Origin of the sequence: Thiobacillus sp. (assembly GCF_018780105.1) — a bacterium.
Taxonomy (GTDB): Bacteria; Pseudomonadota; Gammaproteobacteria; order Burkholderiales; family Thiobacillaceae; genus Thiobacillus.
The window spans coordinates 1-25,036 of the sequence record NZ_JADMKC010000004.1; the positions used below are offsets into that span (position 1 = coordinate 1).

At 57.9% G+C, this 25,036-nt stretch carries 25 protein-coding genes, 1 tRNA gene and 1 pseudogene; 20 read left to right on the forward strand and 7 right to left on the reverse strand.

The features are described from left to right. From IV098_RS03150 to IV098_RS03220, 15 genes and pseudogenes are all read left to right on the forward strand, one after another. Positions 1-596, forward strand: a pseudogene (locus IV098_RS03150) (dissimilatory-type sulfite reductase subunit beta); the annotation flags it as partial. A gap of 76 nt (positions 597-672) precedes the next feature. Continuing rightward, positions 673-1,032 carry a sulfurtransferase complex subunit TusD gene (tusD, locus tag IV098_RS03155; protein WP_296886355.1) on the forward strand — a complete coding sequence of 120 codons (360 nt, stop codon included), beginning with the start codon at positions 673-675 and terminating at the stop codon, positions 1,030-1,032. An 11-nt stretch (positions 1,033-1,043) separates the two neighbouring features. Then, positions 1,044-1,439: a sulfurtransferase complex subunit TusC gene (gene tusC / locus IV098_RS03160; protein ID WP_296886356.1), complete on the forward strand. Its 396-nt coding sequence runs from the start codon at positions 1,044-1,046 to the stop codon at positions 1,437-1,439. A gap of 11 nt (positions 1,440-1,450) precedes the next feature. Beyond that, a complete protein-coding gene (tusB, locus tag IV098_RS03165) occupies positions 1,451-1,750 on the forward strand; it encodes a sulfurtransferase complex subunit TusB (RefSeq protein WP_296886357.1) in 300 nt (99 codons plus the stop codon). A gap of 22 nt (positions 1,751-1,772) precedes the next feature. After that, complete coding sequence (locus tag IV098_RS03170; protein WP_296886358.1) at positions 1,773-2,108, forward strand: TusE/DsrC/DsvC family sulfur relay protein; 336 nt, start codon at positions 1,773-1,775, stop codon at positions 2,106-2,108. A 116-nt stretch (positions 2,109-2,224) separates the two neighbouring features. After that, positions 2,225-2,965 (forward strand): respiratory nitrate reductase subunit gamma, encoded by a 741-nt coding sequence (locus tag IV098_RS03175; RefSeq protein WP_296886359.1) that lies wholly within the window; start codon positions 2,225-2,227, stop codon positions 2,963-2,965. Between the two features lie 50 nt (positions 2,966-3,015). Next, complete coding sequence (dsrK, locus tag IV098_RS03180; RefSeq protein WP_296886360.1) at positions 3,016-4,539, forward strand: sulfate reduction electron transfer complex DsrMKJOP subunit DsrK; 1,524 nt, start codon at positions 3,016-3,018, stop codon at positions 4,537-4,539. A 62-nt stretch (positions 4,540-4,601) separates the two neighbouring features. Beyond that, complete coding sequence (locus IV098_RS03185) at positions 4,602-6,569, forward strand: NAD(P)-binding protein (RefSeq protein WP_296886361.1); 1,968 nt, start codon at positions 4,602-4,604, stop codon at positions 6,567-6,569. A 14-nt stretch (positions 6,570-6,583) separates the two neighbouring features. After that, positions 6,584-7,075 (forward strand): hypothetical protein, encoded by a 492-nt coding sequence (locus IV098_RS03190; RefSeq protein ID WP_296886362.1) that lies wholly within the window; start codon positions 6,584-6,586, stop codon positions 7,073-7,075. Next, positions 7,072-7,845 (forward strand): sulfate reduction electron transfer complex DsrMKJOP subunit DsrO, encoded by a 774-nt coding sequence (gene dsrO, locus IV098_RS03195; protein ID WP_296886363.1) that lies wholly within the window; start codon positions 7,072-7,074, stop codon positions 7,843-7,845. The genes IV098_RS03190 and dsrO overlap by 4 nt, the downstream gene beginning before the upstream one ends. A 6-nt stretch (positions 7,846-7,851) precedes the next feature. After that, complete coding sequence (nrfD, locus tag IV098_RS03200) at positions 7,852-9,054, forward strand: NrfD/PsrC family molybdoenzyme membrane anchor subunit (protein ID WP_296886364.1); 1,203 nt, start codon at positions 7,852-7,854, stop codon at positions 9,052-9,054. Between the two features lie 43 nt (positions 9,055-9,097). After that, complete coding sequence (locus IV098_RS03205) at positions 9,098-10,516, forward strand: cobyrinate a,c-diamide synthase (RefSeq protein ID WP_296886365.1); 1,419 nt, start codon at positions 9,098-9,100, stop codon at positions 10,514-10,516. A gap of 15 nt (positions 10,517-10,531) precedes the next feature. Next, on the forward strand, positions 10,532-10,852 hold the full coding sequence (locus tag IV098_RS03210; protein WP_296886366.1) for an iron-sulfur cluster biosynthesis family protein: 321 nt from the start codon (positions 10,532-10,534) through the stop codon (positions 10,850-10,852). Between the two features lie 3 nt (positions 10,853-10,855). Continuing rightward, positions 10,856-12,295: a siroheme synthase CysG gene (gene cysG, locus IV098_RS03215; RefSeq protein WP_296886367.1), complete on the forward strand. Its 1,440-nt coding sequence runs from the start codon at positions 10,856-10,858 to the stop codon at positions 12,293-12,295. A gap of 319 nt (positions 12,296-12,614) precedes the next feature. Then, positions 12,615-13,445: an OmpA family protein gene (locus tag IV098_RS03220; protein ID WP_296886368.1), complete on the forward strand. Its 831-nt coding sequence runs from the start codon at positions 12,615-12,617 to the stop codon at positions 13,443-13,445. Between the two features lie 139 nt (positions 13,446-13,584). Here the strand turns inward: IV098_RS03220 and IV098_RS03225 are convergent, their stop codons facing one another. The 3 genes from IV098_RS03225 to hemE all read right to left on the reverse strand — a co-directional run bounded on the left by IV098_RS03225 (position 13,585) and on the right by hemE (position 18,047). Next, positions 13,585-15,747 (reverse strand): primosomal protein N', encoded by a 2,163-nt coding sequence (locus IV098_RS03225; protein ID WP_296886369.1) that lies wholly within the window; start codon positions 15,745-15,747, stop codon positions 13,585-13,587. A gap of 342 nt (positions 15,748-16,089) precedes the next feature. Next, on the reverse strand, positions 16,090-16,926 hold the full coding sequence (locus IV098_RS03230) for a Tim44 domain-containing protein (RefSeq protein ID WP_296886370.1): 837 nt from the start codon (positions 16,924-16,926) through the stop codon (positions 16,090-16,092). A gap of 56 nt (positions 16,927-16,982) precedes the next feature. Next, positions 16,983-18,047: a uroporphyrinogen decarboxylase gene (gene hemE / locus IV098_RS03235; protein ID WP_296886371.1), complete on the reverse strand. Its 1,065-nt coding sequence runs from the start codon at positions 18,045-18,047 to the stop codon at positions 16,983-16,985. Positions 18,048-18,218: 171 nt separating this feature from the next. Between hemE and IV098_RS03240 the strand changes: the two genes are divergently transcribed. Further along, positions 18,219-18,749 (forward strand): hypothetical protein, encoded by a 531-nt coding sequence (locus tag IV098_RS03240; protein ID WP_296886372.1) that lies wholly within the window; start codon positions 18,219-18,221, stop codon positions 18,747-18,749. 28 nt (positions 18,750-18,777) lie between these two features. Here IV098_RS03240 and IV098_RS03245 read toward each other — a convergent pair whose 3' ends face one another. Then, positions 18,778-19,464, reverse strand: a complete 687-nt coding sequence (locus tag IV098_RS03245) for a tetratricopeptide repeat protein (RefSeq protein ID WP_296886373.1) — start codon at positions 19,462-19,464, stop codon at positions 18,778-18,780. 120 nt (positions 19,465-19,584) lie between these two features. Next, positions 19,585-20,403: a c-type cytochrome gene (locus IV098_RS03250; RefSeq protein WP_296886374.1), complete on the reverse strand. Its 819-nt coding sequence runs from the start codon at positions 20,401-20,403 to the stop codon at positions 19,585-19,587. Positions 20,404-20,558: 155 nt separating this feature from the next. On the opposite strand from IV098_RS03250, the gene IV098_RS03255 reads away from it, so the two are divergent. From IV098_RS03255 to IV098_RS03270, 4 genes are all read left to right on the forward strand, one after another. Continuing rightward, positions 20,559-20,635: transfer RNA gene (locus IV098_RS03255), tRNA-Arg, on the forward strand. A 117-nt stretch (positions 20,636-20,752) separates the two neighbouring features. Further along, positions 20,753-21,151 (forward strand): DUF971 domain-containing protein, encoded by a 399-nt coding sequence (locus IV098_RS03260; protein ID WP_296886375.1) that lies wholly within the window; start codon positions 20,753-20,755, stop codon positions 21,149-21,151. 71 nt (positions 21,152-21,222) lie between these two features. Then, complete coding sequence (locus IV098_RS03265; protein WP_296886376.1) at positions 21,223-22,155, forward strand: fructosamine kinase family protein; 933 nt, start codon at positions 21,223-21,225, stop codon at positions 22,153-22,155. A 12-nt stretch (positions 22,156-22,167) separates the two neighbouring features. Next, positions 22,168-22,641 carry an LEA type 2 family protein gene (locus tag IV098_RS03270; protein WP_296886377.1) on the forward strand — a complete coding sequence of 158 codons (474 nt, stop codon included), beginning with the start codon at positions 22,168-22,170 and terminating at the stop codon, positions 22,639-22,641. Here the strand turns inward: IV098_RS03270 and IV098_RS03275 are convergent. Together IV098_RS03275 and IV098_RS03280 are read right to left on the reverse strand one after the other, a co-directional pair. Next, the gene (locus IV098_RS03275) at positions 22,590-23,393 is read right to left on the reverse strand and encodes a hypothetical protein (RefSeq protein ID WP_296886378.1); all 804 of its coding nucleotides are present in this window, start codon (positions 23,391-23,393) and stop codon (positions 22,590-22,592) included. The two genes, IV098_RS03270 and IV098_RS03275, sit on opposite strands and share 52 nt — an antisense overlap. A gap of 11 nt (positions 23,394-23,404) precedes the next feature. Further along, positions 23,405-24,997, reverse strand: a complete 1,593-nt coding sequence (locus IV098_RS03280) for an ABC-F family ATPase (protein ID WP_296886379.1) — start codon at positions 24,995-24,997, stop codon at positions 23,405-23,407. Positions 24,998-25,036: the final 39 nt, after the last annotated feature.

Sequence of the window (25,036 nt, forward strand, 5' to 3'; positions counted from 1 at the left end):
AGATGCCTAACCGCGTCAAGCTGTCCACCTCCTGCTGCGAAATCAACTGCGGCGGTCAGGCTGACATCGCCATCATCGTTCAGCACACCAAGCCGCCTAAGATCAACCACGATCTGGTTGCCAACGTGTGTGAGCGCCCCTCCGTTGTTGCCCGTTGCCCGGTGGCTGCAATCCGTCCCGCTCTGGTGAACGGCAAGCCCTCGCTGGAAGTTGACGAGAAGAAGTGCATTTGCTGTGGCGCCTGCTTCCCGCCCTGCCCCCCGATGCAGATCAACGATCCCGAGCACTCCAAGATCGCAATCTGGGTGGGTGGCAAGAACTCCAACGCCCGTTCCAAGCCGACCTTCCACAAGCTAGTCGCCTCGGGTCTGCCGAACAACGCGCCGCGTTGGCCTGAAGTTGCGGAAGTCGTTAAAAAGATTCTCGCAACCTACAAGGAAGACGGTAAGCCTTGGGAGCGCATGATCGACTGGATCGATCGTATTGGTTGGCCGGCGTTCTTTGAAAAGACGGGTCTCCCCTTCACCAAGTATCACATTGATAATTGGCGTGGTGGTCGTGCCAACCTGAACGCTTCTGCGCATATCCGCTTCTAAATTTTAGTGCCCCCCTCCGCAATAGCTTTTGCGAAGGGGGAGTTCAGAATAAGCATAGATTTTTCGGAGTGGTTACATGCAATTCGGTATTCTTGTAAACGAAGGGCCGTACAGCCACCAGGCAAGCGATTCGGCCTACCTTTTTGCGCGCACTGCGCTTGAAAAGGGCTATAAAGTCCCGCGTATTTTTTTCTACCATGACGGCGTATATAACGCGTCACGTTTGGCCACGCCGCCGCAAGACGATCGTAACGTCGGTGCACGCTGGTCCAAACTGGCTGCCGATTATGGGGTCGACTTGGTTGTGTGTGTTGCTGCTGCTCAGCGCCGCGGCATCACCGATGGCGTTCTTGGCGACAACTTCCGCATTTCCGGCCTTGGCCAGTTGGTGGAGATGGGTATTCAGTACGACCGTCTCGTGACGTTCGGTGATTAAGGAAATACGAGATGAGTGATATGGATGATATGGATGACGGTTCTGGAATCGTCAAGAAGTTCATGTTCCTGAACCGCAAGGCCCCGCACGGAACCGTGTATGCGCTTGAAGGTTTGGAAGTTGTGCTGATTACGGCGGCTTTCGATCAGGATGTGAGCATGGTGTTTACCGACGACGGCGTATATCAGTTGCTGAAGGGCATTGACACCAAGGGCATCGAGGTTAAGGATTTTTCCAAGACCTATCGCGCGCTGGACGGCTACGACATTGAAAAGTTGTACGTTGATCAGGCGTCGATGGATGCACGCGGCTTGACCGAGGATGACCTGATTGTTGATGTGACGGTGCTCTCCGTCGATGAGATGGCAAATCTCATGGCTGAGCAAGACGTCGTGATCAGCTTTTAAGGGGATTGAACATGCTGCATATTGTGAATAAATCGGCCACAGATCGCGGATCGCTGGAAAGCTGCCTCGCTATGGCCACTAAAGGTTCTGCTGTATTGCTGATTGAAGACGCGGTTTACGCGGCGACGAATGGCAGCGCGGCAGCGGCGAAAATCCAGGCAGCAGCGGCTGACCTCAAGATTTACGCACTCGGTCCTGATCTGGCTGCGCGCGGCATGGCTGCACGTGTGCTGGACGGAGTCAATGTCGTAGATTACGCTGGTTTTGTGGATCTGGTTGCAGAACACAAAAGCTGCCAGTCTTGGCTGTAATTTAATTTAAAGGAGTATTGCTATGCCCATGGTGAACATCGCCGGTAAGGACTACGAAGTTGACGAAGAAGGTTATCTGATCGACTTGTCGCAGTGGAATGAAGACATCGCCAAATACATGGCTGTCGAAGAAAAAGTTGATCTGACCGAAGGTCACTGGGAAGTGGTTAACTTCCTGCGCGAATATTACGCTGAATATCAGATCGCCCCTGCTGTTCGCGTTCTGACCAAGGCAATTGGCAAGAAGCTCGGTCCCGATAAAGGCAACAACAAGTACTTGTATGAGCTGTTCCCCTACGGACCGGCTAAACAGGCTTGTAAGATCGCCGGCTTGCCCAAGCCGACCGGCTGTATCTAAGCTTTAGTCTATTCGGGTCGCCCCGGATTTATTCCGGGGCGACTTTGATTCTGGTGATGTGTTTCCAAATTGAATGCATAGGCGTTTGATTCGCAAACAGATACGTAGTTAGGGGAGTGGGTTTGTCTACTGTGACGATTATCTATGCTGGTTTGTTCTACGTTGCAACGTTGTTGCTGGTGGCGGGCTTGGCGTACAAAATATTTGACTACAGCCGCACGCCTGCGCCGCTGAAAATCCCAACCACGCCTGCGCCGACTACGCAAACGGGCGTGGTCTACCGGATGGCGAAAGAAGTCGTTTTGTTTGAATCCCTGTTCAAGTCCAACAAATGGATTTGGGTATTTGGCTGGATGTTCCATTTCGGATTGCTGCTGGTGTTGTTGCGCCATCTGCGTTACTTCACCGAACCGGTCTGGTTCTGGGTCAATATCATTCAGCCGTTCGGCAAATATGCCAGCCTTATGATGGTTATTGGCCTCGCTGGATTGTTGGCTCGCCGTTTCCTGGTGGATCGCGTTCGCTACATATCCACCCCATCCGATTACCTCATGCTTGTGTTGTTGATTGTGATTGGATTGTCCGGAATCATGATGACCTTTGTGGTGCACACTGACATTGTCGCGCTGAAGACTTTCTTCATGGGCTTGATGTACTTCGATGTGCAGCCTGTGCCGCTGGACCCGATTTTGCTGGTGCATCTTGCTTTGGTGGCGTTACTGATGCTTATTTTTCCGATCAGCAAACTGCTGCATGCGCCTGGCGTATTTTTCAGCCCCACCCGCAATCAGGCCGACAATCCACGTGAACATCGTCATGTGGCTGCTTGGGCGGCCAAGCTTGATCAGAAAAACTGATTCGCTGACATCGTTTAGCGAACACATAAGTACGGACAGAGGACTCGCAAGTGGCTGCTGCTGAATTTGATATTCCCGAGATCAAGGACTACATCGAGGTCCCCAAGCTGCGTGAGGGTGCCATGGCTCATGCCAAGACATTCATCGCACCTCAGGCCGTCCAGGATTTCATGGGTTATCCGCACGAACTGGCGGATAACTGGAAGGAAAGTGCGCTCGAGAAGATGGGCGACCTGCTGGGCAAGTATCGCTCGCTGAAAGTGTTCCTGGATGCTTGTGTTCATTGTGGAGCTTGCACTGACAAGTGTCATTACTACTTGGGTACTTCGGATCCTAAAAACATGCCGGTTGCGCGTCAGGATTTGATGCGCCAGGTCTACCGTCGGTATTTCACCACCGCAGGCAAACTGTTCCCGAAGCTGGTCGGTGCAAAAGACCTGACCAAGGACGTGCTCGACGATTGGTATAACTATTACCACCAGTGTTCGGAGTGCCGTCGTTGTTCTGTGTTCTGCCCTTATGGCATCGATACGGCCGAGATCACCATGGCCGGCCGCGAGATCCTGAACCACATCGGCATGGGGCAGAAATACTCCAACGAAATTCTGGGCAAGGTGCAGAAAATCGGTAACAACCTGGGGCTGCCGGGCCCGGCGTTACTGGATACGCTTGAAGGCCTGGAAGAGGATATCGAAGCAGATACCGGCGTGGCCGTAAAAATGCCGATTGATGTCAAGGGCGCCGAAGTGTTGCTGGTCACCCCTTCGGCCGACTTTTTCTCCGAGCCGCATGTTGAGTCGCTGATTGGCTATGCCAAGGTGTTTCATGCGGCCGGCATCAGCTGGACACTTTCAACGCATGCGTCCGAGGCCGGCAATTTTGGCTTGTTCAACGGCAATTACGAAACCATGCGCAAAGTTGCGATGCGAATTCGCGACGCTGCACTTGAGTTGGGCGTCAAACGTATTGTCGTTGGCGAATGCGGCCATGCCTGGCGCGTCGCATACAGCTTCTGGAATACCTTGACGGGTATCGGCTACGGTGCAGACGATCCGTTCTCGATCGAGTTGCAGAAGCAGCTGGATCCGAATTATCCGCAGCCTCAGCATATTTGCGAATTGACCAATGACCTGATCAAGTCGGGGCAGATCAAGGTCGATCCGTCGCTCAACGACGATCTGATCGTGACCTATCACGATTCCTGCAATGTGGCGCGAGCGTCGCGCATGGGGACCGAGCCCGGCGGGCAGTTCACCATACCGCGCGAACTGATCAAGTCGGTCGTTAATAATTTCCACAACATGGCGGATGACACCATTTATGAATCCACATTCTGCTGTGGCGGTGGCGGCGGTTTGTTGACGGATGACCTGATGGAAGTTCGGGTCAAGGGGGCATTGCCACGCGCAACTGCCTTGAACAATGTAGTCAAGGAACATCAGGTCAATTTCATGGCCACGATTTGCGCAATCTGCAAGGCGCAATTCACCAAGGTTTTGCCCAAATATGGCTTCGATATGAGCATGGTGGGCGGGGTGCATCAATTAGTCAGCAAGGCAATCAAACTCGACTGAGTTCATCAGCGAATTGATTGCGATTATTTATCTTTAGTAACGTAGGCGTTAGGAGAACCAGCATGGCTGTCACGACGAATAAAGCAAAAACCGAAGGCCTTTCATGGCGTCGTTATAAGGATGGCGAAAGCGAAGCGAATATTCGCTCGTCTCAGGACATGATTTTCCAGGCCAGCTGGACGCATAAATGCCCGGAATACATGCTTTCAACCCCGCCTTGCCAGGGCTCATGTCCGGCAGGTGAAGATATCCGCGGCTATCTGAATATCGCACGTGGCATCGAAAAGCCGCCTGCAGGTGTGACCTGGCAGCAATACGCATTCGAGCGCATCACTTCGGCCAACCCCTTCCCGGCCGTGATGGGTCGCGTATGCCCGGCGCCTTGCGAATCCGGTTGTAACCGCAACATGGTCGAAGACCATGTGGGCATCAACTCAGTCGAGCATTTCGTCGGAGACTGGGGCATCGAAAACAACATGAAATTCACGCCGGCTGCGGCCTCGACCGGCAAGAAGGTTGCGATCATTGGCGCTGGCCCGGCCGGCCTGGCTGCGGCATACCAGCTGCGCCTTAAAGGTCACGGCGTGACCATCTTTGACGAGCACGAAGAGCTCGGCGGCATGATGCGTTACGGCATTCCCGGCTTCCGTACGCCGCGCGAAATGCTTGATTCGGAAATCGGCCGCATCATCGAAATGGGCGTCGAAACCCGTCTCAAGACCCGCGTTGGAACTGACGTCAGCTATGACGCCATCGACAAGGAATTCGACGCGATTTTCATGGCCATGGGCGCCCAGGCTGGCCGCCCGCTGCCGGTGCCCGGCGCTGAAGCACCGAACTGCGTCACCGCCGTAGCGTTCCTGCGTGCCTTTAACGAAGGCCGCCTGCAGCACGTCGGCAACCGTGTTGTCGTGATCGGCGGCGGTGATACCTCGATTGACGTTGTGACCGTCGCCCGTCGTCTGGGTAATGTGACCAAAACCGGCACGAATGACGAGCGCCCCAGTGCTGAAAACGTGATTTCTGGCCACATGGCTCACGATGTGGCCTCGATTTCCGCCCGAGACGGCGCTGAAGTCGTGCTGGTCTCGCGTGCCACCATCGACAAGATGAACGCCAGTAAGCACGAAATCGAACACGCATTGCAAGAAGGCATCGAGATTCTCGGTGGCGTAACGCCCATCGCTGTCGTGCTCGACGAAAAGGGCCGTGCCACTGCGCTGCGCGTTTCTGATTTCGTGATGGAAGGCAAGGAAACCAAGCTGGTTGAAGGCACCGAACGTGACCTGCCTGCTGACCTGATCGTGTCCGCGATCGGCCAGGGCGTTGATTTCACCGGCATCGAGCAGTTCAATAACAACAACGGTCTGATCAAGGCTGACAAGAACTACCGTTTCCCCGGCAGTGAAAAGGTCTTTGTTGGCGGCGACGTGATTCGTCCGCACCTGCTGACCACGGCTATTGGTCACGCTTCCATTGCGGTTGATGGGATCGACGCATTCCTTTCCGGCAAGAAAGAGCTCGACAAGCGTCCGAAAGTGGATGTCCATCACTTCGACCAGATCCGTAAATGGCTGGAAACCGGTCACGAGTACAGCGAAATCCACACGCAGGAATGGGGTACCTCCGAGCGCAAGGATCTGTTGCATAACTTCGAAGACCGTTCGGCTCGCCACATCATTCCGCATAACGAACTTTTCCTGGGTCATTTCCCGGCAGTTTCGCGACATATTCGTGACGTCACCGTGCTGGACAAGGAAGGCGCACTGGGTAACTTCGAAGAGCGGCTGCATGCGCTGTCGGACAAGGACACCATTGATGAAGCCAAACGCTGCATGTCCTGCGGTCAGTGCTTCGAATGCGACAACTGCGTGGTTTATTGCCCGCAGACCGCCGTGTTCAAGGTCAAGAAGAAAGACAACCCCACCGTCGGTCGTTATGTCGACACCGACTACGGCAAGTGCATCGGCTGTCACATCTGTGCTGACGTGTGTCCGACCGGTTACATCGTGATGGGTATGGGTGACTGAGCGTGGCAGGCAAGATGAAACGTTTGCTGGCATTGGGTGCAGTCGTTCTTACAACGGCCGCGCTTGCATGGGCGGGGGTGGATTCCACTTCCGCACCCAAGACCGGCGTTGCAGCCAAACCCGTGATCACCAAGGCGGTCAAGGGTGAGCAATGTGTGGAAGATACGGAATACATGCGGCGTAACCACATGGACGTTCTGGATCATCACCGTGATAAAACGGTCATCGAAGGTGTTCGCACCAAGAAGCACAGCCTCAAGGAGTGCATCAATTGTCACGCAAGCGAAACGACAGGTAGCGTAGCCAAGGGCAAGGATGACTTTTGCGTCAGTTGCCACAGTTACGCGGCTGTGAAGATCGATTGCTTTGAATGTCATTCCACCAAGCCGCAGGCTTCTATGGCGATGCATCCAATGAATGCTGAGTCCGCCCATTACGCACACAAGATGGCGACCCAGACAAACGATAAAGTCAGTGCTGAAGATATGGCTGGAATTGCCCAATGAGCGAAGATAAATCCATAGAGAACACGCCCAGCTCCCCTGAGCGGCGTCGATTTGTCGGGGTGGCGGCAACGGCTGCAGGATTGAGTTTGGCGCCTGGCATCATGCTGATGGAAGTCGCGCATGGGCGTCCCGAAGAACAGGCGGCGAGTAGTGCGGTACGCTGGGGCATGCTGGTAGACGCAACCAAGTGCGGAACGGGCTGCAACGATTGTGTTTCTGCGTGCAGCACAGAGAATGGCTGGACGCCTGTTGCTGAAAGCCAGCATAAGAACCAGGCTCCTCAGTGGATCCGCAAGCTCGAATTGCAGGATCCTTTGACGCAGTTTGAAACCAATCTGCCGATGATGTGCCAGCACTGCGCAGATGCGCCTTGCGTCGATGTGTGTCCGACCGGAGCTTCGTTCAAACGTGCTGACGGTATCGTCCTGGTCAATCGACACACTTGTATTGGCTGCCGCTATTGCATGATGGCTTGTCCCTACAAGGCCCGTTCGCTGGTGCACGAACCCTTGAACGATACCCAGAAAGCGGATGTACCGCGTGGCATGGGCTGCGTGGAGTCATGCACCCTCTGCGTACAAAAAATCGACCGCGGCGACGGCACGACAGCATGTGCGGAAGCCTGTACGGCTTCTGGTCACAATGCACTGTTGTTCGGCGACATGAATGACCCCGAAAGCGAGATTTCGAAGCGTTTGCGCGAACTGCCTACCAAGCAGGTTCGTGCCGACCTGAATCTGAATCTCGGCGTTCGCTATCACGGAATCTAAATCAACATGGCAAGCATCACTTTCCGCGAAGTAGAAGGCAGCAGCCTGAAATACTGGCTGTTGTTCGGAGGACTGGGTCTTTTCGTGCTGTTTGGCGCATTGGCCTGGAATTACATGCACCACCACGGTCACGTCGTAACGGGCATGGACAACCAGATTGTTTGGGGACTGCCGCACGTGTTTGCAGTGTTCCTGATCGTGGCAGCATCGGGTGCGCTTAACGTCGCCTCCATCGCTTCAGTGTTCAACCAGAAAATGTACAAGCCACTAGCCCCACTGTCGGCTGTACTTGCACTGGCCCTGATGCTGGGCGGTTTGCTGGTTCTCGTGCTGGATCTGGGGCGTTCAGATCGTTTGATCGTGGCGATGACGCACTTCAACTTCAAGTCGATGTTCACCTGGAACGTATTTCTGTACTCCGGTTTCTTTGGCTTGGTTGGCATTTACTTGTGGACGATGCTTGATCGTTCGGTTGCCCCGTACTCGAAAGCAGCCGGTACGGCAGCTTTCATTTGGCGCCTGATTCTGACTACCGGTACGGGATCGTTGTTTGGCTTCCTGATTGCGCGCGAGCTTTACGGCACTTCCATGCTGGCACCGATGTTCATCATCATGTCGTTTGCCTACGGCCTTGCTGTCTACCTGATGGTGCTGGCAGCGGCTTACGCTTGGACGGGCCGCGCGCTGGGTGATGCAGTCATGCTTCGCCTGAAAGGGCTGCTTGCTGTATTCGTTGCGGCTGTGCTGTATTTCACCGTGGTTTACCATCTGACAAGTTTGTACTTCGCCAAAATGGAAGGTGTCGAGGCGTTCATCCTGCGTGATGGCGGCATCATTACCACGCTGTTCTGGGTTGGCCAAATCCTTATTGGTTGCGTGCTCCCGCTATTGATATTGCTGACGGCTCTGGGCAAACAGCGTACCTGGATCATGGTTGCATGTGCATTGATCATTCTGGGCGGCATGGCACAGATGTACGTCACGATCATTGGCGCGCAGGCTTTCCCTCTGGACATGTTCCCTGGCTTGATCGAAAAGAGCAGCTTCGCTGATGGCCAGGTTCACAGCTATGCACCCAGCGTGCCCGAGTTCTTCCTCGGATTGGGGGGCGTGGCGATCGCCCTGTTGGCAACGACCTTTGGCGTAAAGGTTTTGCGCTTGCTGCCGGCCACGCTGGACGACGCAACGGTTGCCAAACTGGAACACTGATACCTAAGCCGGCCAGGTTTAACCTGGTTGGCGAATGGACAGCATGAGCCAGCACAGCACGGACATAGCAGAAACAGGACGCGGGGCAAATTTGCCCCGCGTCTTTATTTCTGCAGCGCATAAGTCTTCAGGCAAGACCACGCTTAGCCTCGGCCTCTGCGCTGCGCTTCATGCGCAGGGCTATAGCGTACAGCCCTTCAAGAAGGGGCCCGACTACATCGACCCGCTCTGGTTGAGCATGGCTGCGCAACGTCCCTGCTACAACCTCGATTTCCATATGATGGAGCGCGACGAAATCGAGCAACAATTCGCACGCGCTGCCTCGACTGCCCGAATCAGCTTGATAGAGGGGAACAAGGGGCTGTATGACGGCCTTGATCTCGATGGTAGCAACAGTAATGCCGCGTTAGCCAAGCTGCTGGGCGTGCCGGTGGTATTGGTGATCGATGCGCGCGGCATGACCCGCGGCGTCGCCCCCTTGATCCTGGGTTACCAGGCATTCGATCCGGATATCCGGATTGCCGGTGTGATCCTCAACAACTTGGGCGGCGGCCGTCACGAATCCAAATTGCGCGCGGTGATTGAGCATTACACGGATGTAGAGGTCATTGGCGCGGTGCAGCACGATGTCAGCCTACAGATTGCTGAAAGACATCTTGGACTGGTCCCCGCTAATGAGCAGGAGGCTGCGCGTGCGCGCATCCAGCACGTGGGCGAGCGTGTGGCCGCACAGGTTGACCTGACACGACTTCTAGCGATTGCAGATGGTGCTGCAGCCAGCAAGATCCAACGCGTGGCCGAGAGGCCGGCGAATTCCGAGCGCTTGCGGATCGGGATCGCGCACGATCAGGCTTTTGGTTTCTATTACAACGAAGATCTCGACACGCTGCGTTCAACGAATGTGGACTTGATTGAAATCGATACCCTGAGTACGCCAGACCTGCCCGAGCTGGATGGGTTAATCATCGGGGGGGGGTTTCCTGAAGTGTTCATGACCGAGCTTGAAGCCAATGCTTCGCTACGCGGCAAGATTCGCGATGCCATCGAAGCAGGCTTGCCGACTTATGCCGAATGTGGCGGACTCATGTACCTGTCTAGAAGTTTGCGTTGGCAGGGGCTGACCCGACAGATGGTAGGTTCGGTGCCGGGCGATACCGTGATGCACGAACGTCCGGTCGGGCGAGGGTATGCCGTGCTGCAACCCACGGGAAAGGATCGTTGGTTGGAGACCGATACGATACCGGCGCATGAATTTCACTATTCGAGCTTGGAAAACCTGCCTGCTGACTCCACATACGCTTATGAAGTGAAGCGTGGTCACGGCATCGACGGGCAGCACGACGGATATCAGCGGCATAACCTACTTGCAGGCTATGTGCATCGTCGTGGCTCCGGCCCACGGGGTTGGATCTCCCCCTTTCTAAAACAGGCTCGCGCGCGCAAAGCGCTTGCGTCCACTTAATTTCGAGGTTTGCCCATGATTAAAATTACCGACAGCGCAGCTGCGCAGATTCGCGTTGCCAACAACAACCCCGATGTATTCGATTTAATTTTGAGGGTTGCGGCTTACCAGGAAGAAGATGGTGGCGTGAACTATGGCATGGGGTTCGATACCGAGCGCGAGGCAGACGAACATCTTGTCGTCAACGGCATCGAGGTATTGATTGCTGCATCAAGCACGCCCTATTTGCAGGGCGTCACGCTCGACTTCGTCGAAATGAATCCGGGCGATATGCGCTTCATTTTCATTCCGCCTTATTCCGCTGAAGATGAATCCGAAACCCCGACTACCGAGTAATACATGAACTATCTGCCTATTTTTCTTGACTTGCGTGACCGCCATTGTCTGGTCGTCGGCGGCTCTGAAACGGCTGCGCGCAAAGCTGAGCTGCTGCTGCGTGCAGGTGCGCGTGTAGATGTTGCGGCACCGGCCTTGCATGAAGCCTGGGAGCGCTTGCCTGGTACCGACCGGGTGAGCCGGGTCGCCGACAGCTTCTCGGTGTCGCTGCTCGACGGCAAGGATGCCGTTATTGTGGTCGAAGACGATATGGCGCTTGCCACGCTCATCTCCGATGCCGCGCGAGCGCGTCATCTGCCGATCAACGTCGCTGACAAGCCCGCACTGTGCAGTTACATCCTGCCATCGATCATCGATCGCTCGCCCATCATGGTTGCGGTTTCCAGTGGGGGGGAAGCGCCGGTACTGGCGCGCATGCTGCGCGCGCGTCTGGAAACCATGATTCCGGCCGCCTATGGCCGTCTGGGTGCGCTCGCTTCGCGCTTCAAGGAACGCGTGCGCGGCACAGTCAAGCCTGCGCAGCGGCGCGCATTCTGGGAGAAGGTGTTCCTGTCGCCAGTCGCGGAAATGGTTTTTTCCGGGCGCGAAGCCGAGGCAGAAAAGCAACTCGAGGCGATGATCGCGAATGCCGCAACCCATGACATCAGCCGGGGCGAGGTCTATCTCGTCGGCGCCGGCCCGGGTAATCCGGACTTGCTGACTTTCCGCGCGCTCCGCTTGATGCAGCAGGCCGATGTCATCGTGCACGACCGGCTCGTCTCGCAGCCCATTCTCGATATGTGTCGACGCGATGCCGAGCGCATCTATGTTGGCAAGGAGCGCGATGACCACGCTGTCCCGCAAGAGGAAATCAACATGCTGCTGGTGCGTCTGGCCAAGGCCGGCAAGCGAACCCTGCGGCTCAAGGGGGGTGATCCGTTCATCTTTGGTCGGGGCGGCGAGGAAATCGAAACCCTGGTTGAGCATGGCGTGTCCTTTCAGGTTGTTCCGGGTATTACGGCAGCAGCCGGCGTTGCGTCCTATGCCGGGATTCCGCTGACGCATCGGGATTACGCACAGTCGGTCGCCTTCGTCACCGGTCATCTCAAGGACAACACCTTCAACATGAACTGGGACGGCATTGCCCGCCACGACCAGACTATTGTCATTTACATGGGGCTGAAAGGCTTGCCATTGCTGTGTGAGGCGCTGGTCAAGCACGGGCTCGACTCGACCACGCCAGCCGCGATCATCCAGCAGGGAACGTTGCCTACCCAGCGCGTTGTGACCGGAACCTTATCCACGCTCCCCGGACTTGCCGCGACTGCCGGCCTCAAAGCGCCTACGCTGATCATCGTAGGTAATGTGGTCAAATTGCGCGAGAAGCTGGGTTGGTATCAGCCTGAGCAACATCAGGAGCAAGCGCAGCGTTCACCGCTTGAGGCACCCGATCACTTGCGCTGAATTCTGAACCTTTGTATCCGCGCATGTGGGGCATGATGCACATAGCCGTCGAATCGCTACCGACTTCTTTTAGTTGTTGATGAATTCGGATTACGCACTGCCGTAGCAGCAGTGTGGCATTAAAGTCACAAACTGAAGAAAATGTAGCCTTAATGCTAACAGTGCGCGACGAATCCGGGCAAAATCCTGCCCCATGCCCTTGTAAGGTGTACAGGCATAGCGTTATAGTCACGCAACCAAGCATGTTCCCGTACGCTTTTGGCATCAGCAACATGCGACGAATTAAAAGCTTTAAATCAATCACAGGAGCCTAATCACTATGCGTACCCCCCTCGTTCTCAGCTTGCTCAGCACAGCCCTGATCACTGTTGGTGCAGTCAATGCCCAGGCAGCCGATGGTAATTTTTACGATCCGTCCAACGTTGGCGCGGGCGTATACAAGCCTGAAACCATTCATGCTCCGAACGCAGTTCAGGTGCCGGCTACGACTGCCCATGAAATCAACCGCACCATTGGTTGCCCCGGCAAGCAGATTCTGGACAAGGGATGTGCTGTAGAAGATGCGGACAAGGACACGGTTGAAAACTGGACCGATAAGTGCCCCAACACGCCTGCAGGCATGAAAGTGAATGCCCTCGGTTGCGAAATCGATACCGATGGCGATGGCGTACTGGATTCCGCAGACAAGTGCCCCACCGTTTTCGCACAAACCCCTGATGGTTGCCCGCCCGTTGTAGTTGCTCCCGAACCCGCTGCTGTTCCCGCCCCCGCTCCCGCTCCCGCCACACCCGATGCACCGATTGTGGTTTTGGGTGACGTGAATTTTGATTTCGACAAGGCTGCGCTGAAGCCGACTGCCGACGAGAAAATCGACAAGGCTGTTGAGCACGTCAATAAAATGGCCGGTGAGACATTCGAGTTGAAAGGTTACACCGACAGCGTTGGTTCAGAAGCCTACAACTTGAAGTTGTCGCAGAAGCGTGCGGATGTCGTGCGTAATGCAATGATCAAGAAGGGTGCCCCTGCTGATCGTATTACTGCAAAAGGCTACGGCGAAGCCAGCCCGGTTGCCAGCAATAGCACCAAAGCAGGCCGTGCTGAAAACCGCCGTGTCGAACTGTGGGGTGCTAAAGTTGCACCTGCTCAGTAATACTTGAGCGTTGACGATTAAAACGGGAGCTTCGGCTCCCGTTTTTTTTTGCATTCAGTCGGATCAGGCAAAGACCTGTGCACCATATGCTCGATGGCCGAACGAATGCTTCGTTATTGCCCTGCGCTCTGCGCGATATTCAGAACACCAGAGGATCGATATCCAGCGACCAGCGTGCAACGCGTGGTTTGATCGTGTCCAGTTGCGGCTGCCAGTTGTGAACAAATGCCTGTAATGCTCGCCGCGATGCTGATTGGATAAGCAGTTGCGCGCGCTCCAGGTTTGCGACGCGTGCCATGGGGGCGGGCACGGCGGTAAACACGCTGATGTGCGGGTGTTCGGGCGCAATTCGCGCGGCTTGCTGCAGGAACGCCAACGATGCTGACATCGATGGCGCTTCGGCGCGTAGCAGTACCTGCCGGGTCAAGGGGGGCAGATCAAGTTGCTTGCGTTCGGCCAGCAGCATACGGGCGTAGCCAGCGAAGTCATGCCGCTGTAGAAACCGGAATATTGGGTGGTCCGGGAATGCTGTCTGTATCAATACGCGCCCCGGTTTGTCGGCTCGGCCTGCGCGTCCGGCGACTTGCATCAGCTGGGCGAACAGTCGTTCCGTTGCACGAAAATCCGGACTGTAGAGTGCGCCGTCGGTGTCGAGGATCAGTGCCAGCGTCATGTTGGGAAAATCGTGGCCTTTGGCCAGCATTTGCGTGCCAACCAGAATATCGAGCGCGCCCGCATGCACAGCCTCCCCAAGCTCGGACCAGGCGCGTGGCCGCATGCTATCGCGATCGATGCGGCGAATGCGTGCGGCAGGTAGCAGCGCCGCGAGCGTTTCTTCCAGCCGCTGCGTGCCCTGGCCAAGCGCTTTGAGGTCCGGGTTGCCGCAACTCGGACACTCGGCAGGGATGCGCGATTCAAAACCGCAGTGATGGCACTTAAGCCGCCGCGCGGCTTGATGCAGTACCAGACGCGACGAGCAGCTGGGGCAGGGCGACACCCATGCGCAACTTGGGCAATACAGTGCAGGCGCATAGCCGCGCCGGTTGAGGAAAACCAGGCTTTGCTCGCCGCGCGCAAGGGTTTCGCCGAGCGCTTGCAGGGCCGGACGGGTGAGGCCATTGTCAACCGGGATGTGCTTGAGATCCACCAGTTCGATCGTCGGGAGTTGCGCCTGTTTGATCGCGCGCTGCTTCAGCTCGACCAGCTGATAGCGACCACTCAGGGCTTGCGAGTAGCTTTCCAGAGAAGGCGTGGCCGAACCCAGCAATATCGGGATATTGCATTGCTGTGCACGCGCGATCGCAACATCGCGCGCTGAATAGCGCAGCCCTTCCTGCTGCTTGAACGAGAGGTCGTGCTCTTCGTCGACCACGATCAGGCCCAGTCGCGGCAGCGGTGTAAACACCGACAGACGGGTGCCGAGCAGGAGATCTGCTTCGGGTGCGGCCAGCCAGTTTTCAGTGCGTTCTTTCTCACTCAATCCGCTGTGCAGGGTGACGATACGGCGCCCGGGAAAGCGGCGGCGAAATTGTTGCTCCAGTTGCGGCGTGAGCGATATTTCAGGAATCAGGACCAGGGATTGCCGACCTTGGTCCAGTACGGCGTCGATCATCCTCAAATACAGCTCAGTCTTGCCGCTGCCTGTGACGCCGTGGATCAGGTGAACACCGAATTGTCCGAGGGCCGGCCGCAGACGATCGAAGGCCGCTTGCTGTTCAACAGTGGCGGGTGGCGGTATCGCGGTTGTGGCTGGCGGCACACTGCCCGCCGGGAGCGAGCGCGCCCATTTGGCCCAGCCTTCTGCAATCAATGCGCTGGCGTGACGGGTATGCCCGTTTGCGCGCAGTGCCTCGCGCGCTTGTGGCGCAGTTCGCAGGGCTTCGAGCAGTGCAAGCCGTGATTTTGCGCGCGCAGACGGCGTAGCAGTGCGGCCGGCTTCGGTCAGCACCAGCCAGGGGGTGGCTGGGGCGAACGGCGAGGCGTTGCGCAGGCGTGGCGGCAGCGTGGACAGCAGGATCGCGCCGAGCGGATAGTGATAGTAGTCAGCGCAAAACTGTGCCAAACGAAGAACATCGGCAGCCAGCGCGGGACGATCGTCAAAAATGCGGATGACGTCGCGCAGCTTGTCGGCCTGGATCGTACTGTGGCTGGTTTGTTTCAGGGCAATGCCTATTTGCCGGGTCCGGCCGAATGGCACCTCGATCAGGCTGCCGGGAGGAACGACGCCCAGTGTGTCCGGCAGGCGATAGTCGAACAGTCGGTACAAGGGGGTATCGAGTGCGACCTGAAGGATGGACGACATAACTTAAGGGCGAAACCTGGCTGAAAGTCGGGGAATCCTTGCTAAGTGGATGTTCAGAAAGTCTTATTCTGTTTTGTCCACGCAGTCTGTGGATAATTATGTGGGTGATTCGGTTTGAAACGTCCCAAACGCCCGTATACAGGCACTCGGGAACGATAGGCTAAAAAGCAGGCAAACCAATAATTATAATTTTATCAATGGCTTATAAATATGCTTGGCGTGTCAAGGGGGCGCGGTAAAAAAAGAACGCTTGCACCAACGCTGTGCATAAGTTAGTTAGCACTAGCCTATATGGAACAAGGCTTATTCGCCCTATTGGTGAATAAGCCTTTGTTTTTAATACTACTGTTGCTGGATACCGGCAATCAGCCAGCCGCCCTGACCCGCGATGGGTTTGCTCAGGTGCCAGATTTCATTTAGTGCGACCGGTGCAGCATCATCCTCTTCGCGCACCATACCGGTGAAACGTACGCTCACGATGTGATAGTTGCCCTCGTCAACAGCTTCCAGCACTTCGGCATTGAGCTGCATGACATCGGTGGTTTGTTGGGCATCGCCGCGCTCGGCGAGTTGCATGCTGATTTCAGCGAAGATTTCGGGGGCGGTAAAGCTGCGGATATCGTCCAGATTGCGGGCATCGAACGCAGCCTGCAGACGGATGAAGTTCAACTTGGCTTCACGGGCAAATGCCTCGGCGTCAAAGCCGGGGGGGAACGGGGTATCGCCGGCTGTTGCGTACGCGCTACCGAGTGCGGCAGGGGTCTGGTCGAACGCAGCGGGGGCGGTATGCGGCATGCCGGCATATTGCATGGCCGGCGCGGCCGGTGCGTTGCGTCGCATGAACCAGCGGAACAGCATGAATGCGGCCAGCGCCAGCAAGGCCAGCATCATGAAGTTTGCCATTTCCGCACCCATGCCCAGGTGCGAAAATAGGGCGGCCAGACCCAAGCCCGCGGCGAGGCCGGCAATCGGTCCCATCCAGCTGTTTTTCCTGGGTGCGGTGGTGGGCGCGGCGCCTTGTTGCGGGCGCTGCTGTGTGGGCGCAACGCTTTGCTTGGCAGGTGCGCTGCGCTGCATGCCGAACGATTTTCCGCCGCCCATGCGTTTGGCTTCGGCCTGTTCAACGGCAAAGCCAAAGCTGATGAAGAGGGCAAACAGGCTGATCAAAATACGTTTCATGGTGAATCCTTGAAGAAGGAGCGGGTTAGGGCGATGGTGCCGGGAAAAGTTCAGGCTCAGGCGCGAATCGTGCGGCTCTGGCTGTGTACGGCTTCGACCAGTACGCTGACCTTGTCCGGATCGGTGAACTGCGAAATGCCGTGGCCGAGGTTGAACACGTGGCCGGGATGGTTGCCGTAGCCATTCAGAATGTGCGCCACTTCACTGCGTATGATCTCCGGCGAGCCATGCAGAACATTGGGGTCGAGATTGCCTTGCAATGCAACCTGGCCAGCCACGCGGCGGCGAGCTTCGCTGATGTCGGTGCTCCAGTCCAGCCCCACGGCATCGGCGCCGATACCGGCAATGGCTTCCAGCCAGTTACCGCCCCCCTTGGTGAAAACGATGCTTGGGACACGGCGACCGTCACGCTCCTTGATCAGGCCGGCGACGATACGTTCCATGTAATCGAGCGAAAACTCGCGGTAGGCATGCGGGGTGAGACTGCCGCCCCAGGAGTCGAAAATCATCACTGCGTGCACCCCAGCCTCGATCTGCGCATTGAGGTAGTCGGTTACCGCGCGGGTATTGATTTCCAGAATGCGGTGCAGCAAGTCGGGCCGGCTGTACAGCATGGTCTTGATATGGCGGTAGTCATCCGAGCTGCCGCCTTCGACCATATAACACGCCAAGGTGTAGGGGCTGCCGGAAAAGCCGATCAACGGCACTGAACCATCCAGCGCGCGGCGAATGCTTTTCACCGCATCCATCACATAGCCGAGTTTGTCAGTCGGGTCGGGGGCGGTGAGATCGCGGATTTCCCATTCGTCGCGCAGCGGGCGTTCGAAGCGCGGGCCTTCGCCCTGTGCGAAATACAGCCCCAGTCCCATCGCGTCAGGCACGGTGAGAATGTCGGAAAACAGAATGGCGGCGTCGAGTGGGTAGCGAGCCAGTGGCTGCAGCGTGACTTCGGTGGCCAGATCAGGCGTCTTGCAGAGAGTCAGAAAATCGCCGGCGCGCGCGCGCGTCGCATTGTATTCAGGCAGGTAGCGACCGGCCTGGCGCATGAGCCACAGCGGGGTGTAATCGGTGGGCTGACGCAATAGCGCACGCAGAAAAGTATCGTTCTTGAGGGCGGACATGAAATGAGCCGGTACACAAAGGCCGCATTCTAACAGGCCCGGTGCCGGAGCCTGGCAGGCTGAGGGTCAAGATGCAGATGTTGGAGGGGAACAGGCGGAAGAGGTGGCTGAAGTTGTCGCAGATGAGGCTTTCATGCATAGTCAAAAGTCTTCAAACCTTCGGATACGACGATGCGCATTTCTTTACTTGGCCTAGCCTGGATGTCGACAGTCGCGACTGCTGCACTGGCTGCAACAGAACTCGTGGCATTCAATGAGGCAGCGTTCGAGCAGCGCTTCAAAGCCGCCGACAAAGGCAATACGGGCAAGCTATCGAGAGCGCAGGCTTATGCTGCGTTTCCACGGATACCGGAGTTTTTCGCCGAGATCGATACAAACAAGGACGATTTCATCACCTTGCTTGAAGTCTCAAATGCTATGGAGCGACGGGTGAATGCGGCGATCGATGAAAGCCGTCCCGGGAGTGGCTACGCAACGGCAAGGGAAATGAAGGATAAAGGCGGGCCCGGCTCGGCAGATGCAGCGAGTTCCGGCCAGCCGTTTTCGAGCCCCGCCGAGGCACGCCGCTACCATCGCTACCAGTACTATGAATCGCTGGCAGCGGACAGCCAGGAAAGCGCAATCAACCGGGGTGTCATTGCGCCAGCCGCGCCGCTCAAGGCCTTGCCGGCTGCACCCATGCAGTTTGACAAGACTTTTTGAAGCGCGTCCGGCGACCGGAGCCCAGCCGCTACTGCTTGGAGGTGGGCGTCGTTGGGGGGGGGGAGGGTGTGGTGGGCGTAGACGGGGCTAGGCTCATCCGCTGCGCTTCTTCCTGCATGGCGGTGAGCTGCTCGGGATCCAGCTGCCACACCAGACTGTCGCGCGCCTTGGCGGCAGCCTCCACGCCCTGCGCGGCGGCGAGGTTGAACCACAGGTAGGCGCGCGGCTTGTCGACTGCGGTGCCGGTGCCGTAGCGATACAACTCGCCGAGGTCGTATTGCGCCTTCGGGTAGCCGCGTCTGGCCGCTTTTTCAATCCAACGGAAAGCCGCCCGATAGTCCTGTACCACCCCCCTTCCGTGGAGCAGGGCGAGACCGTAGTGATATTGCGCATCGGTCTGCCCTTGATTGGCAGCCAGGGCAAACCACTTGGTGGCTTCCTTGTCGTTCTGGATCACCCCATTGCCTTCGGCATAGCGCAAACCCAGCTTCAATTGTGCATTGGCGTCGCCAGCTGCGGCCTGGGTATGCGGCAGGCTGACCTCTGCGCGGCGAGAAGGCGTGATGTCCGACAATTCAAGCGCAAACCAGGCGGTGATGCCAACCAGTGCAGCGACTGCCAGCAGCAACAGGGTGGGTTTGACCGGGTTGAAGGTCCAGAAGTGATGTCGACAGTCGCGGCAGCGAAGCGGCGTGTCCAGCAGGATATGGCGCACGCCATCGTGTGCGTGCAGCCGGGCAGTGCGGATTTGGGTGCTCCCACAGTGTGGGCAGGTGCGGGACATCGCAGAAGTGTCGTGTGGCGGAAGCGATTGCGCTTCCGCCAACTGAGCTTGTTAGAGCTTGCCGCCTGCTTCGACCAGCATATAGCCCACGGCATTGGCCAGATCGGCTTCCGGCAAATCGGCGTTGCCGCCTTTGGCGGGCATGGCGTTTTTGCCATTCAGCGCCGAATGGTAAAGGCCCTCGAAGCCTTGGCCGATGCGCGCCGACCAGGCGGCCTTGTCGCCCAGCTTGGGGGCACCCGCTACGCCGGTGGCGTGGCAGGCTGCGCAAGTGGCTTCATAAACAACCTTGCCTTTGGCCGGATCGGGCTTGGCGACGCTGGCGGTCGCTGCGGCACCTGCAGCAGCCGGCGCCGCAGCGGCGGGCGCGGCCGCTTCCGGCGCGGTAAATTTTGCGCCCCCCGAGTTGGCCATGTAGGCCACGGCGCGTGCAACTTCCACGTCGGACAGATCGCTGCCGCCGCCGCGCGGCGGCATCTGGCGGATACCTTCGATCGCGTGCTTGACCAGCGTGTCGTAGCCCTGACCAATACGTGAGCCCCAGTCGCCCTTGTTGTCGAATTTGGGTGCGCCCAGTGCGCCCGCGGCGTGACAGGACGTACAGATCGCGTCATAAACTTCCTGACCGGATTTTTCGACCTTGGGTGCGTTGGCGTCGATTGCTTCCAGACGGGCAACCGGTTTGATTCGCTCGGCGATGGCCTTTTGCGCAGCTTCGCTGGTGGTGTCGGGCTTCTGCTCGTCCTGAATGCCCAGTACCAGCTGGACGACCAGGAAAATGGCCAGCAGCGGTGCGAGGAGTCCTGCGACAATCGAGATGATGACTTCCTGCGGGGTAGCTTGGGTCATCTTGGCGTGCGGATCGGCCATGTGAAATTATCCTTGGAGGTGGGCATCGAAAGGCGGGATTATAAGGAAAGCGCTCCCGACAGGAAAGAGCGACGCGCCCGGGCAGTCGCTTGGTGGATGGACGACATAATGCAAACCCGCTATGCTTCGCCACCCGAAGTTGCATCCCAATACAGGCGCCCGTAGCTCAGCTGGATAGAGTACTGCCCTCCGAAGGCAGGGGTCGTGCGTTCGAATCGCGCCGGGCGCGCCAGTTTTCAGTTCATCCCGAACATCCATTCCTTGAATGTCAGTCCCTTGCCCGCCAGGGGTTTAATCTCCGCCGTGCGGGATTACACTTAGTGCTGATTTGACTTTGAGAGCGTCCAACATGGCTATCCCCACCCCTACCGACATCAAGCTGCATCAGGCTTCGAAGAAGCTGGAAATCGCGTTCACCGATGGTGCACGATTCGAGCTGCCGTTCGAGTTTTTGCGCGTGTATTCGCCGTCCGCTGAAGTGCGCGGTCACGGTCCCGGGCAGGAAGTGCTGCAGACCGGCAAGAAGGGCGTGATCATCAATGCGGCAGAGCCGGTCGGCCTGTATGGCATCAATTTCTTTTTCTCGGACGGCCACGACACCGGCATCTACTCCTGGGAATACCTGTACGAGCTGGGCGTGAACCACGATGCGATGTGGGCCGAGTACCTCAAACGCATGGAAGCCGCCAAGGCATCGCGCGACCCCGGCATCGCCGCGATGTTCGATCGCAAGGTTCTGCAGAAGTAAATTGCGATGGCTGGTCTGGTGTCGAACGACGCGCCCTGTTGGGCGCGTTTTGTTTTCGCAGATGGATGGCGATGAGTTGGCACGCGGCGGTTGCGGAAGCGATTTCGAACGCGACCGGCAGCGCTTTTGTGGCGCGTGCTTCGCACAGCGTATCCGGCGGCGACATCCACGCGGCCTCGATTCTGCAGGATGGCGCGCAGCGGTTTTTTGTGAAAACGAATCGCGCAGACAGGCTGGCGTTGTTCGAAGCCGAGTCCACCGGGCTCGCCGCGCTGGCGGCGACGGGCGCTGTCCGCGTGCCGCAGCCGGTGTGCGCAGGTGTTGCGGCAGGGCAGGCGTTTCTGGTACTGGAGTATCTGGAATTGCGCGGGCACGGCGACACTGCCCGGCTCGGCGAGCAACTCGCCCAGCTGCACCGCATCCCGCAGCAGCGCTTTGGCTGGCCGCGCGACAACTGGATCGGCACTACGCCGCAGCCCAATGCCTGGCGGGACGACTGGATCGCATTCTGGCGCGAACAACGGCTCGGCTTTCAGCTTCGGTTGGCGGCGCAAAATGGCTATGGCGGCGCCTTGCAGCGCGATGGCGAAATGCTGCTGGCGCGGCTCGATACCCTGTTCGACGCTTATGTGCCCGCGCCGTCCCTGCTGCATGGCGATTTGTGGGGTGGCAACCATGGCTATCTGGCGGATGGGTCATACGATCTTTCATGCCCTTCAGGGCATAGAAAGTCGGAGTCCCCTTGTGGGACGCCGGTGATTTTCGATCCGGCGTCTTATATTGGCGACCGCGAATGCGATCTGGCGATGAGCGAACTGTTCGGCGGCTTTGCGCCGGAGTTTTATGCGGCGTATCGCGCCAGCTGGCCGCTCGATGCGGGCTATGGCGTGCGCAAAACGCTTTATAACCTGTACCACATTCTCAACCACGCCAACCTGTTCGGCGGCAGCTATGCAGCGCAGGCCGCACGCATGACCGCACAGTTGCTGGCGCAGATTCGATAGGAATTCATGATCATGCAACGTCTGTTGATGGCGCTTCTGGCCCTTGCGATTGCAGCCTGTTCCGGGTTGCCCTTCAATGCCGTCGCCCCCAAGGTGAGCGTGGCCGATGTCACGATCAAAAGCCTGGGCCTGATGGAACAGCGCCTGGACGTCGGGCTGCGCATCAGCAATCCGAATGACTTCGATTTGACGATCGTGGCGCTGGAATTCGAGCTGGAAGTGAATGGGCACCCGTTCGCCAACGGGCTTTCACACAAGGCCACGTTGGTTCCCGCAGTGGCGAGTGCGTTGCTGCGGGTCGATACCTACATGCAATCAAAAGACCTGATCCGGCAGTTCAAGCGCCTGTCGCAGGGCGCGCTGGCGGCCGGCGTGCCGTATCGCGTCAAGGGCCGTTTCAAGACCGACAAGTCATCCGGCTGGATGCCGTTCGATCACGGCGGCGTGTACGGCGGCGACGAAAAACCACAGGGCAAGGCGATCTGACGAGCCAGTGTCCGCAGCGTTGGCACGGGCAGGCCGAACGCGTCGGCATGCGCAATTGCGCGCGTGAGCCGCGCCGGAGCTGAGCGTCCGGTGCAGCCGTGCTGCGGGTCACCGTCGAAGGCTTCGAGCATGCCAGCGATCAGCGCTGCGCGATCGTGGTGCGTGCCGGTGAGCGCGTCCTGGATATCCATCACTTCGTTCGCCACCTCGCGCGCAAAACTTTCGTGTAACGCCCACAAGTCGGCGACTGTGCCGCCGGTTATGAGGCCGGCGATATTGGTGGTAAGGATGTAGACGTTCTTGCGTACCAGTTCGAACAGCAGCGCATCGCCCGCAGCGACTTCGCGAGCGGGCAACTCGATGGAGGCCAGCGCGCGTACCAGCAGGTCCGCGCCGGGACCGGCCACGGGGGAGGCGATCAGCGGTTTGGCATCGATACCCTTTTTCTTTTCGAACCACACCGAGATCACGGTCGGGTCGACCAGCCCGTGCGCCAGCCAGTCGCGCGGCAGCAATTCGTTCTGGATCAGCGCGGCGCGCGATTTCCAGATGTCGGGCAAGGCGCCCAGCACGGTGTGCAGATCATTCTCGCCCACTGCGACCAGCACCCTTTCCGGATCGGGATGGACTCGCGCCAGCCCGGCCATGTCGTCGTTGCGGTTGACCGGAATGACGCTGCACCCGGCGCGCAGCAGGCCACCGGCGAACACGCGGCCGAGCTGGCCGAGGCCGATGATGACGACTTCGTTCATTGCCGCAATCCTTATTCCAGACCTTTGGAATGCAGGTAGTCGTCGTAGCCACCCATGTAGAACTCGACGCCTTCGGGGGTGATTTCGAGGATGCGGGTGGCGAGACTGCTGACGAACTGGCGGTCGTGCGAGACGAAGATCAGCGTGCCCTTGAACAGGTCGAGCGCGAGGTTGAGCGACTCGATCGATTCCATGTCCATGTGGTTGGTCGGTTCGTCCATCAGCAACACGTTGTGGCGGCCGAGCATCAGCTTGCCGTAGAGCATGCGGCCCTTCTCGCCGCCGGACAGCACGCGCACCGATTTTTTCACGTCGTCGCCGGAGAACAGCAGGCGGCCGAGAATGCCGCGCAGCACCTGCTCGTCATCGCCCTGCTGGGTCCACTGGTGCATCCAGTCGGTGAGGTTCTTGTCCATGTCGAAATCGGCGATATGGTCCTGCGAGAAGTAGCCGATGCTGGCGTTCTCGCTCCATTTCACTTCGCCGAACTGTGGTGCCAGTTCACTCATCAACAACTTCATCAAGGTCGACTTGCCGACGCCGTTGCCGCCGATGACGGCCATTTTCTCGCCCGCTTCCAAGGAAAAGTTCATGTTGGAAAACAGCGGCGAGCCGTCATAGCCGAACTTGAGGTTCTCGACTTCGAGTGCGCGGCGATGCAGGGGTTTTTCCTGCTCGAAACGGATGTAGGGGTTTTGCCGCGAGCTGGGTTTGAAGTCCTCGATCTTGATCTTGTCGATCATCTTCATGCGGCTGGTGGCCTGACGCGCCTTCGACTTGTTGGCCGAGAAGCGGCGCACGAACTCCTGCAGTTCGGCGACCTTGTCCTTGGCTTTGGCGTTGGCCGAGGCCTGGCGTTCCTTGACCTGGGTCGAGGCCAGCATGTAGTCGTCGTAATTGCCGGGATAGGTCTTGATGGTGCCAAAGTCGAGGTCGGCCATGTGGGTACAGACCTGGTTCAGAAAGTGGCGGTCGTGCGAGATGACGATGATGGTCGCCTTGCTCTCGTTCAGTATTTCTTCGAGCCAGCGGATGGTGTTGATGTCGAGGTTGTTGGTCGGCTCGTCGAGCAGCAGGATGTCGGGGTTGGAGAACAGCGCCTGCGTCAGCAACACGCGCAGCTTGAAGCCGGGTGCGATCTCGCTCATGGGGCCGTTGTGCTGCTCGATGGGGATGCCGACGCCCAGCAATAATTGACCGGCGCGCGCTTCGGCGTCGTAACCGCCCATCTCGCCGAATTTGGCTTCGAGCTCGGCGGCATGCAGGTAGTCTTCCTCGGTCGCCTCCGGGTTCATGTAGATGGCGTCTTTTTCCTGCATCACCCGCCACATTTCGGCATGGCCCTGCATCACCACGTCGAGTACGCGCTGCTCTTCGTAGCCGAACTGATCCTGGCGCAACCAGGCCATGCGTTCGCCGGGATCGAGCGAGACGTTGCCGGAAGTCGGCTCCAACTCGCCGGCGAGGATTTTCATGAAAGTGGACTTGCCGCAGCCGTTGGCGCCGATCAGGCCATAGCGGTTGCCGTCGCCGAACTTGACGTTGACGTTCTCGAACAGCGGTTTGGCGGCGAATTGCAGGGTGATGCTGGAAGCGGTGAGCACGGCGGGGTTCCTGAATGGCGGGAAAAGCGCGGCATTTTA